Annotated in this window: 10 protein-coding genes; 6 read left to right on the top strand and 4 right to left on the bottom strand. The window is 38.9% G+C overall.

The features are described from left to right. Position 1: 1 nt before the first annotated feature. Positions 2-1,468 (top strand): MFS transporter, encoded by a 1,467-nt coding sequence (locus tag AAC388_RS10610; protein ID WP_057085541.1) that lies wholly within the window; start codon positions 2-4, stop codon positions 1,466-1,468. Between the two features lie 79 nt (positions 1,469-1,547). On the opposite strand, the gene AAC388_RS10605 is transcribed toward AAC388_RS10610, so the two are convergent. Further along, a complete protein-coding gene (locus tag AAC388_RS10605) occupies positions 1,548-2,732 on the bottom strand; it encodes a hypothetical protein (protein ID WP_004887613.1) in 1,185 nt (394 codons plus the stop codon). A gap of 441 nt (positions 2,733-3,173) precedes the next feature. On the opposite strand from AAC388_RS10605, the gene tauA reads away from it, so the two are divergent. Genes tauA through tauD form a run of 4 tightly spaced genes read left to right on the top strand, consistent with a single transcriptional unit; the run spans position 3,174 to position 6,774 of the window. Continuing rightward, the gene (gene tauA / locus AAC388_RS10600) at positions 3,174-4,214 is read left to right on the top strand and encodes a taurine ABC transporter substrate-binding protein (RefSeq protein ID WP_342370565.1); all 1,041 of its coding nucleotides are present in this window, start codon (positions 3,174-3,176) and stop codon (positions 4,212-4,214) included. A gap of 9 nt (positions 4,215-4,223) precedes the next feature. Next, positions 4,224-5,018, top strand: a complete 795-nt coding sequence (locus AAC388_RS10595) for an ATP-binding cassette domain-containing protein (RefSeq protein ID WP_342370564.1) — start codon at positions 4,224-4,226, stop codon at positions 5,016-5,018. Next, a complete protein-coding gene (gene tauC / locus AAC388_RS10590; RefSeq protein WP_342370563.1) occupies positions 5,015-5,884 on the top strand; it encodes a taurine ABC transporter permease TauC in 870 nt (289 codons plus the stop codon). Before AAC388_RS10595 ends, tauC begins: the two co-directional genes overlap by 4 nt. An 8-nt stretch (positions 5,885-5,892) precedes the next feature. Next, positions 5,893-6,774 (top strand): taurine dioxygenase, encoded by an 882-nt coding sequence (tauD, locus tag AAC388_RS10585; RefSeq protein ID WP_161282064.1) that lies wholly within the window; start codon positions 5,893-5,895, stop codon positions 6,772-6,774. A 70-nt stretch (positions 6,775-6,844) separates the two neighbouring features. On the opposite strand, the gene AAC388_RS10580 is transcribed toward tauD, so the two are convergent. After that, a complete protein-coding gene (locus AAC388_RS10580) occupies positions 6,845-7,579 on the bottom strand; it encodes an aspartate/glutamate racemase family protein (protein ID WP_161282065.1) in 735 nt (244 codons plus the stop codon). Continuing rightward, positions 7,576-9,045: an NCS1 family nucleobase:cation symporter-1 gene (locus AAC388_RS10575; RefSeq protein WP_342370562.1), complete on the bottom strand. Its 1,470-nt coding sequence runs from the start codon at positions 9,043-9,045 to the stop codon at positions 7,576-7,578. Before AAC388_RS10575 ends, AAC388_RS10580 begins: the two co-directional genes overlap by 4 nt. 396 nt (positions 9,046-9,441) lie before the next feature. Here AAC388_RS10575 and AAC388_RS10570 point away from each other — a divergent pair, with 396 nt between their 5' ends. Beyond that, on the top strand, positions 9,442-10,191 hold the full coding sequence (locus AAC388_RS10570) for a GntR family transcriptional regulator (RefSeq protein WP_342370561.1): 750 nt from the start codon (positions 9,442-9,444) through the stop codon (positions 10,189-10,191). Between the two features lie 40 nt (positions 10,192-10,231). Here the strand turns inward: AAC388_RS10570 and AAC388_RS10565 are convergent, their stop codons facing one another. Further along, entirely contained in the window at positions 10,232-11,122 is an 891-nt protein-coding gene (locus AAC388_RS10565) for a LysR family transcriptional regulator (RefSeq protein ID WP_005802433.1), read from the bottom strand. Between the last annotated feature and the right edge of the window lie 49 nt (positions 11,123-11,171).

Here is an 11,171-nt window from a genome sequence, read left to right as displayed (position 1 = left end):
AGTGAGCACACAAGAACTCGATCATAACCATCGTTATGAAATTAAATCTCCCGATGATGTTTCACAATTAATTTCAAAATTTGCAGGGAAGGGTAAATCGAATAAAGTTATTTGGTTAGCACTAATTGGGGTGTTTATTGATGCTTATGATTTAACAACGCTGTCCTTTGGTATTGAGCAAGTTATCTCAGAGTTTTCTTTAAGCCCTGTGATGACTGGTGTGGTGGCTTCAGCAATTGTCTGCGGAACCATTGTGGGTAACCTGATTGGTGGTTGGCTGACAGATAAAATCGGCCGTTATCGGGTCTTTATGGCGGACATGGTGCTCTTTGTGATTGCTGCAATTGTTGCTGGTTTTGCACCGAATGTCTGGGTTTTGATTTTAGCCAGATTTATCATGGGAATTAGTGTCGGTATTGATCTGCCTGTTGCAATGTCATACTTATCTGAGTTTTCCAAATTTAACGGTAGTAGCAACAAGGCAGCGCGTTTAGCTGCATGGTGCCCAATGTGGTATGCCGCTTCTTCGGTCTGTTTTGGTCTAGTTCTGGCGCTTTATTTTCTTTTACCCCCTGAGCATAGCAATTGGTTATGGCGAGCATCTTTAATTTTCGGAGCAGTGCCAGCGTTACTCATTATTTTTATTCGCGGTAAATATTTAACTGAGTCACCAATCTGGCTTGCGAACCAAGGCGATTTAAAGGGGGCAGCTAAAGTTCTACAAGAATCCTATGCAATTAATGCAGTCGCTACAGTTGAAAAAGTAGAAAGAACTGCTGAAAAGAAAAAGCGCGAGGGTTTTGCAGTTTTATTTAATAAAACCTATTTACCAAGAACGATTGTGGCAATTGTGATTCACATTTCGGTGGCATTTCAGTACACGACCATTGCCTTCTTTTTACCTTCTATTTTAACGCGATTCTTTCATACAGATGTCTTGACGACCATTACTACAACACTCGGACTCAATTTGCTGTTTGCATTTACGGGCGGGCTGTTAGGTGTATTTGTTGCTAGCAGATTTAAATCTCGTCATGTGTTGCTTACAGGCTTTTTACTCCAGTTTATAGCCCTCATTGCCTTAGCATTAATTGGTGAACCCGGTAATAGCTTTTTACTCTACACCGCAATTGGCATGCTAGGTTTGTGGCTTTTTGCCGAAGGCTTTGGACCTGGGGCACAAATGATGGTGTATCCGACTATGGCTTATCCAGCTTCGATTCGTGGCGTTGGTGTTGGCTTTAACCGTGCGGTAACGGGTGTTGCTCAAGCAATCGCTTTGTTTGTTTTACCGATCTGGATGGCGGGATATAAAACCGATGTTTACCTGATTATTTCTATCTTTGCGTTTATTCCTTTAATTGTGATTGGACTACTGATTAAGTTTGAGCCTACCGCCCAAGATGTCGATGTTATCGATGAGGATAAAACAGAACTTCCTCTCAATAATTCACCAGTAATCGACTAAAGTAAAAATAAATATCTAGATAAAAATAAATATCTAGATAAAAATAAAGGCCAACATCTGTTGGCCTTTATTTTTAGAATTAGAAGTAATAAGCAAAAATTACAAATGCTTTTTTATTCCATTTATCATTAGTTCCACCAGCCGCAAGGCCTTCACTGTCTCCTAGATATGGATCATGTTTACCCATTAGTAACTCAGCTTGTACTGTCAATTTTTGATAGTTAAAGGCAATGCCGGGAATAAAACGGGTTGAATCTTTAAAGCCATCTTGCTCTTTTCGATAAGAACTATAGTTTAAATACGGGCGAACAGAAGTAATTGGTCCAAACTGCTGAGGAAATAGATAGCTCAGTTCGGCTGAATAAATCTGACCTTTGGTTGCCGAATTAAATGAATAATCGAAACCGCCCAAAGTCAGATGATCTTTATATTCATTGTCGGCATTATCAATGTCTTGATAACCAGCCAAAAGCTGTAAATTCCATTGGTTATAATTGGTATTGCTAAAAACTGAATAGACTTGGCGATCGCCATCTTGCCCTGAACGTTTATTTTCAATGGTGGAATACCATGCAGAGGCGCCCAGTTGGGTAGAGAAATTTTCTTGGCCTAAGACATTCTTAAATGTATGAGCACCGCGAACAACAATCGAGTTCTTTTCTTTAGTGTTGGTGCCTTGTGGTACTGAGTCATCCGCATTGACAGGGTTGATACTAAATCGACTCGAGTCTTTGCTTTTACCTCTATAGGTGCCACCATCGGTAGGATAAAAGGCGAGTTGTGCTTCATTAATTCCATCATTGAAATCATATTTCACCCCAAGGTTATGTACATCTTCCCAACCTGCACTATTGGCAATGCCTAAATAATAAGTATTTCCCCAAAAGCGGCCCAAGCCAAAAGGAACTGGGTTTAAGCCAGCAATAATTTTACTGTTGTCATTAATTTTATAACCCAACCACGCATCGGTAAGCCAATTGGCATCGCCTAAACGCCCGTAATATTCATAAACCCGATAATCTAGGCGACCAATCCATTTCGGGGAGTTGTAATCTAGCCATAATACCGCGTCATTAAACGAAAATTTACTGGTAGTGGGATCAGAGTCAAAATCATAAACATATTTAGCTCGAACAGTACCACTTACTTTAAGTTGACCTTCTTCAGCATTACCAAAGGTGAGAGCCGCATGACTTGAGAGGCTAAATGTAATTAAAGACGCTGTAATTAATGTTTTTTTCAAAAATTGAGAATGTTTAAACAAAAGAATTTTTCTCCTCTTAAAAATAAAAATTAAATTTGCGTCATGTATAAACCAGAAAAAGATTTGTTCAAATCTTAATATTTGCAGAAGTTTTAAGATAAAAAGATAATAAAATCTGAACTTTATATAAAAGAATGAAAATTAATTAGATACAAAACTCTGGATGCGATAAGCAGAAAATAAAAATGACGAAATGAGTAGGATAAAATAATTAGAGTAGGTATGTCAGGTTTTTCTTATCATGTGTTTTTTGAATATCCTTTTTAATTATTGATATATAAGTATTTTAATTTTATGGCTAATCTGTAAGTTTGGTTGATATTTGCTTTTTACCAAAAGATAAAAACTTATATGAAAAAGTTATTTATCAAAAATAGATAAGCAACTCATATTTTTTTATTTTTCATTATAAAGCCAGCTGCATACCATGAGCTTATATTATTGAAAGATCATGAAATTATGAGCACAAAGACCAAACCGTTGATTATCACGGCAATTGTGGTTGTAGCAATTGTTGCATTTATCGTATGGCAAAATAAGAAAGACAATAATACAAGTGCTTCAGTTCGTGACAACAAACCTGTCGTGATTGCTTATCAAACAGGGGTGGACCCAAGCAAAGTTGCGCAGGCCAATGGGGAATATGAAAAACATAGCCAACGTAATATTCAATGGAAAAAATTTGATGCGGGTTCAGATGTTGTAAACGCACTTGCTTCAGGTGATGTCGTACTTGGCAATATTGGCTCAAGTCCACTTGCTGCTGCGGCAAGCCGTGATTTACCGATTGAAGTATTCTTAATTACTTCAAAACTTGGTGGGTCTGAAGCATTAGTGGTGAGTAATAAATCAGGCATTAAAACCCCTCAAGATTTAATTGGCAAAACCATTGCTGTACCTTTTGTTTCAACAACCCATTACAGCCTTTTGTCTGCACTTAAACATTGGAACATTCCAGAAGACAAAGTAAAAATTATCAACTTGCGTCCACCTGAAATTTCAGCTGCTTGGGAACGTGGTGATATTGATGCTGCTTATGTTTGGGAACCTGCTTTAAGTAAAGCCAAAGCATCTGGTACGGTTTTAACCGACTCGAAACAAGTGGGTGAATGGGGCGCTCCAACTTATGACTTATGGGTTGTACGTAAAGACTTTGCAGAGAAAAATCCTGATTTCTTAAAAGCTTTTGTCCAAACCACGCTTGAGCAGCTTGAAAAATATAACCAAGACCCAACCGCTTACGTTAAAGATGCCGATAACGTGCAAAAAATTGCGCAGCTCACAGGTTCTTATCCAAAAGATATCCCGCTTTTATTAAGTGGAAATATTTACCTTGACCACGCTCAGCAAAAACAAACTTTAGATGGTGAATTTGCACAAAATATTTTTGATACGGCGAAGTTCTTAAAAGGTCAGGGCAAAGTCGATCAACTGAAAGCCGATTATAAAGGCAATGTGAATTCTTCATTTTTGCAGCCTTAAGGAGTTGTCATGAGTGTACTAGAAGCCAAACATATTCATCTGACTTTTCCTAAACAGCAAAAGCCAGTTTTACAAGACATTAACCTAACCATTGAAGAAGGTTCTTTAACCGTGATTTTAGGCGAGTCAGGTTGCGGCAAAACAACTTTACTTAATATCTTGGCAGGATTTCAAAAGCCGAGTTCTGGTGATGTGCTTGTAAATCATGAGGTCGTAACTGGTCCAGATGTAACCCGCGCTGTGGTGTTTCAGGATCATGCCTTACTTCCTTGGTTGAATGTTGCAGATAATGTTGGCTTCGCTTTGCAGTTAAAAGGTTTAAAGCGTGCAGAGATTGAGAAACAAGTAAACGCAATTTTAAAAATTGTAGGTTTAAGTCACGTTGAAAAAGCCAATATTTGGGAACTTTCCGGTGGTATGAAACAACGTGTTGGTATTGCCAGAGCTTTGATCAGCCACGCGCCGTTTATTTTGTTAGATGAACCTTTTGCTGCCTTAGATGCTTTTACGCGTGAAAACATGCAGCAGTTAGTGCTCGATTTATGGATTAAACAAAATAAAAGCTTCTTTTTAATTACTCATGACATTGAAGAAGCATTATTGCTCAGCAATCAGTTAGTTCTGATGACGGCACATCCAGGCAAAATTGTAGAAACTCTACATCTCGATTTTGCTCAACGGTATCGTCAGGGCGAGTCTATTCGCTCGATTAAATCAGATTCTCAATTTATTCAGCTCAGAGAACAGTTATTTGAAAGTTTAAGGGCACAAAAACAAAGCGGTAGGGAGGCGTTACCTACATGAACACTAAAGATAACGTCTATGAGTATGACAAAGCAGAACTTAAACCTGAGTTAAATGTGCAAACAGAAAATGCTTCATTTCTATCGTCATTTTTTGAAAAGCATCGCACTTTGGCGGTCAGCATAATTAGTGTGGGAAGTGTGGTTGCACTCTGGTTTCTTATTACTGCTTTGCATGTTGTACCTGAATTGTTTTTACCAAGCCCACAGGCAGTCTGGCAAAAATTTATATCGGTCAGCCAAGAAGGCTTTATGAAGGCGACTTTGTGGCAACACTTGGCAGCCAGTATCTCACGTGTATTTTTAGCTTTGATTGCTGCCGTAGTGATTGGAGTTCCGCTAGGCTTATGGATGGGTCTGAACAAATGGGTTCGCGCTGTTTTAGATCCTTTGGTTGAATTATTACGTCCAATCCCACCGTTAGCTTATTTACCCTTACTCGTGATTTGGTTCGGTATTGGCGAAACCACAAAAGTACTTTTGATTTTCTTCTCGATTTTGGCGCCTGTCATCATTAGTAGTGCGCATGGTGTGTTAAGCCATCAACTTAATCGTGAGCGTGCAGCATTGTCGCTAGGGGCAAGTCAGACACAAGTATTTTGGCATGTCATTTTACCAACAGCTTTACCTCATATTATTACCGGTATCCGTATCGGTCTCGGGGTGGGCTGGTCAACATTAGTTGCAGCAGAATTGGTTGCAGCGGACCGTGGTATTGGTTTTATGGTGCAATCGGCAGCGCAGTTCTTAATTACCGATACGGTGATTCTGGGCATTATTGTGATTGCGATTGTCGCAGTTAGTTTTGAGCTGTTTTTACGTTCGTTACAAAAACAGTTTTCTCCTTGGTATGGTCAGCAGTTGTAGTAAAGAAGATGAATACAGTAGTAGCAAACTTAAATATTGAAGTGATCAAGCCTACCATTGGCGCAATTATTCACGATATTGATTTGAATGCGTTAAATGAACAGACAACGCAACAAATCCAGCAGGCTTTGCTTGATCATCAGGTCATTTTTTTTCGAAAGCAACAATTAGCACCGCAAGCACAAGCAGACTTGGCACGCAGTTTTGGTAGCTTACATGTGCACCCGATTTATCCTTCAATTGAAGATGTACCTGAAGTGATGGTACTCGATAGCTGGAAACAAGATTTGCGTGACAATGAACTTTGGCACACAGATGTGACTTTTAGTAAAACCCCGCCTTTAGGTTGTGTGTTGCAAGCCATTAAAATTCCACCTGTAGGCGGAGATACATTATGGTCGAGCAACACAGCAGCTTTTAAAGGGCTTCCGCTTGAGTTACAGCAAAAACTACGTGGCTTAACTGCAACCCACGATATTCGTAAGTCTTTTCCGCTTGAACGTTTTGCTCATAACGAAGAAGAACGTGAAAAGCTTTTGCAAACATTTAAGCGTAACCCACCAGTGGTTCACCCAGTGGTGCGTACCCATCCTGTTACAGGTGAGCCTTTGTTGTTTGTAAGTGAGGGCTTTACCACTCGCATTAATGAGTTACCTGAACAAGAAAGTGGGCAATTACTTGATTTCTTGTTTGAACATGCGACCCAAGAGCAATTTCATTTGCGTTGGAAGTGGCAAGATGGTGACGTCGCGATTTGGGATAACCGTTGCACACAACATAAAGCATTATTTGATTATGGCGATGCTCATCGCATCATGCACCGTGCAACTATTAACGGTGATGTGCCATTTTATAAAGAAGAACAACAGCCAGAGTTAGCAGAGGCTTAATTCCTTTAATTATTCTTTGTTTCAATTCCAACGTAGCGTTTTGAGTTGGAATTGAAACAGTAAGTTATCTCTATTGTGCTCCAAAACCCGACAATATACCTGTGTAGTTCTTTACAGGAGGTGAGGCCCAATCACCGACTTTGCTGGTTTTTAAATTTAATTGAACTAGCATTTCAGCTTGTTTAACGGCTGCAGCAACGCCGTCAATAACGATTACGCCTAACTCATTTTGTAGCTTTAGACATATATCACTCATACCTGCACAGCCCAAAACAATCGCATCGCTTTTATCTTCAGCGAGCGCTTTTTTGCATTCATTTCGTACGGTCCGATAGGCATTTGAGTCAGGAAGCTCCAACTCTTCAACTGCGATATCACATGCCCGAACATTTTTGCAAAAGGGTTGAGCACCATAGCGATGAGCCAGATGCCAGCTCATATTTACTGTGCGTTGTAAGGTTGTGACCACACTAAAACCAGTACTGATATAACTTGCAGTTCGCATAGCTGCTTCTGCAATCCCAATCACAGGAGCTGAAGTCATTTCACGTGCACCATAAAGCGCAGGATCACCAAAACAGGCAATAATATAGGCATCTACATTTAGCTGTTCACCTTGGCGTATTTCTTCTAAGACACCTACGGCACTTAGAGCTTCATCATAATAACTTTCAATTGTTGCAGGGCCCATTTGAGGACTCACTGCAATAATTTGAGTACCAGAACTTGCGACTATCTTTGCTGATGCAGCAATTTTGTCAGTCATACTTTGGGTGGTATTAGGATTAATAATTTTAATTTTCATTGTACTTTTACCTTAGTCATTGCCGATTTAGCATGGGCAAGCGGTTGGTTAAGAAATCGGTAAATGACAAAACCGAATCCCATCCCAATAAACCATGTGAAATTAGCAAGTGCAGATAATTGTGGTAAAAGTACGCAGAGAATAGGAATTAATGAAGCTGGAATTAAGGCATAAAACGCAGAGTGGTTATAACCATTTTTGTACCAATACGAACCTTTGGGATCTAAGGTATATAAATCATCTACTTCGATTTTTTGTTTTTTAACGAGGTAAAAATCGGCGAGCAATACACCAAAAAGTGGACCGATAAATGCGCCTAAAATATCAATGGTGTAATGGATCACTTGAGGGTTATTAAACAAATTCCATGGGGTAATGAAAATCGAACCAACTGCTGCAATCATTCCACCCATGCGCCAGCTAATTTTGCTCGGTGAAACGTTGGAAAAATCAAAGGCAGGTGAAACAAAGTTAGCGACAATATTAATCCCAATGGTGGCAATCATTAAGGTCAAACTACCTAAAATAACCACAAAAGTATTATCAAGTTTTCCAACCATCTCGACAGGGTCGGTAATGAGCTTACCGTAGACTGGAAGCGTTGCTGCAATACAAACTACAGTAAGTAAAGAAAAGCCTAAGAAATTAATCGGTAGTCCAAGAAAGTTACCCATTTTAATCGCGTTAAAGCTTTTGCCATAACGAGAGAAGTCACCAAAGTTCAGCATCGGCCCTGAAAAATATGAAACAACAAGCGCAATAGCACCAATCATGACAGGTACAACCGCAAAGCCGTCGTATTGAACACCGCTCAAGTTTAAATCAATATTTTGCCAGCCAGCTTTCCAGATGAGCCATACTGCCATCGCAAACATCACAACATAGACAGCTGGACCTGCCCAGTCAATGAATTTACGAATGCTGTCCATGCCAGACCAAAAAACAATCGCTTGTAGTAGCCAAAGCAGCATGAAGCCAACCCATCCTAAATAGGAAAGCCCAAGAAAGCCGTAAGTTGAAACATCAGCATAGGGTGACCATTCTGGAAAGAACTTTAAAATGACTAATAAGAATGCACTTGAGGCCAAATAGGTTTGAATGCCATACCACGCGACAGCGATAAGACCCCGAATAACAGCAGGAATATTTGCACCAAGCACACCGAAGGTTGCGCGGCAAATAACAGGATAGGGCGTGCCTGTTTGTTGGCTAGACTTGGCAATGAGGTTTGTAAAAAACTGAACTATGGCAATGCCGATGAGTAAAGATAAAAGTACCTGCCAGCTGTTCAGCCCGAGTGCAAAAAGGCTCCCAGCCATGACATAACCGCCGACACTATGAACATCAGACATCCAGAAAGCAAAAATATTATAAGCGCCCCATGTTTGCTTTTTTAAAGGAGCTAAGTCTTGATTTGTCAATTTTGCATCATAAGAGGGTTTAATTATTGCTTCGGTATTATTCATCTTGAACACTCACTTCCTTAAGATGGAGGCACTTTCAGCAGCATTGTTTTTCTGTCTAAAAGAATGAAATTAAAATTGTGCACAATGTGATATTTATATTGTGCACAATTTTAATTGAGCAAAAGTTATGCCAAATTTAAGAAGTAGCGCTTATGAGTTATTTAAACTGGTATGAATTTTGGATATGAAGAGACAAATTTATAAAATGAGAAGTGCTTAATTTTTTATAAAAAGTAAGTAAAGTTAGGTGTATAAGTGGATATTTAGAAGTCTAATATTGAATTGTTTAGCTCAACATTAGTGTTTTGGAAATGAGAGCAATATTCCAAAACGCTTAAGTTAAACTTACACTACAGTTATTAGACAAAGTTTTAGAAAGAGAAGGCGTTAATAAAAATGGAGAAATCAATGCCATCGAATGCACCAAAAAAAGCCTTAGAAATGAGCAATGATGAAATTGATGACCATATATATAACGCTATTGTAGATGTTATTTTAAATCGACAACTTGCCCCTGGCGCACGTCTAGTTGAAGCACCTTTGTGTGAAGCATTCGGGGTAACGCGAGGAGTGTTAAGACGTGTTTTCGTCAAACTTGCACATGATAAGGTCATCGAAATTCAGCCCAATCGTGGGGCACTCATCGCAAAACATAGCGCTCATGAGACAAAAGAGGTCTTTGAAGCACGCAGCATGCTTGAAATCGCCACTGTAAAAAAGTTAGCTCAAAAGTCACATAACCTAGATTTTAGTGAGCTTCGAGGCTTAGTAGATCAAGAGTCTCATGAGCGTTTAGCTGGCAATTGGGCCGAGTGGATTAAGCTATCGGGGCAATTTCATTTAAAGCTGATTGAAGCAAATCAAAATACGATTATGACTAGTTATTTGCAGACGCTTATTGCAAGGACTTCGTTATTAATTGGCTTATATGAAATTCCAAAACATAATAATTGTTCGGCTGATGAACACCGTGCAATTTTAAATGCCATTGAGCAAGGCGATGAAAAGCGAGCAACTCAATTGATGGAAGAACATTTAGAACACTACGCGACGACCTTTATTGAAGAAGACAGCACAGCGTCAGCAGAACAAAATTTATTAAATTTATTTAAAAATAAGAAGATTGAAACCAGTCAAACTAACTGAAAATCATGGGCCAATTACCTATGGAAAAGGCCCGGTTTGGTTATTTTATAGGAACGATTTGACGTGTTAAAAAATCAATAAATAGTTTTACTTTCTTCGATAAAATCTTACGGTTTGGCCATGTAACATATAGGTGAAGCGGCTGACTGGTGTAGTCCTCCAAACATTTCTGTAATTTACCTTCTTTATAGTAAGGCTCTGCAATAAACTCTGGAAGAAAAACAATACCGTGATCTTTCAAGCACATATCTAATAATAATTCACCATTATTACAGGTCATCACAGGGAAGCAATTAAAGGACACTTCTTTTTGATCTTTTTGAAAGATCAACTTCTTATGTCGGCTATCCTGATAGTAAATTAGAAACTTATGTTCTTTAAGTTCTTCTAATGAATCTGGCAATCCATGCTGATTAAAATACTCAGGTGTAGCATATAAATATCGTTGATAGGTATTTAATATTTTACTATTTGCCAAATTAGGAGGAGAGCCATCTACACGAATGGTTAAATCAAATTTATTATTATTCATGTCTAATAGCTGATCAGTCATGAATAAATCAATTTTTATGCTGGGATATTTCTCTATAAAGTCCGAAATGATATGTTGAAGAAAAATGTTGCTAAAAGACATTGGCGTATTGAGCTTGAGTTCGCCTTCTGGGTACTGCTGATTGTAGCTAATTTCATAGGCAGCCCATTCGAACTCACTTAAAATGACTTTGCTATGTTGATAAAACTTTTCCCCACAAGAGGTGAGGTTCATCTGTCTTGTTGTTCGAGTTAAAAGTGTGGTTCTGAGGTCATTTTCGAGGTAGCAAACACGTTTGGCAACCAAGTCACGAGAAATATCGAGTGCTCTGGCTGCGCTACTAAAATTCCCATGTTCTACAACACTTACAAAAGTGGAAATACAGTCTAATCGATCCATGGATAAGCGAAAGGTAAAAAAATATATATCAATGATTAAACTATAAAAA

The organism is Acinetobacter sp. D009 (genome assembly GCF_038562025.1).
In the GTDB taxonomy this organism is placed as follows: Bacteria; Pseudomonadota; Gammaproteobacteria; order Pseudomonadales; family Moraxellaceae; genus Acinetobacter; species Acinetobacter pittii.
The sequence above is the reverse complement of the archived record's forward strand: the minus strand, read 5'-3'. Positions and strand labels throughout refer to the sequence as shown.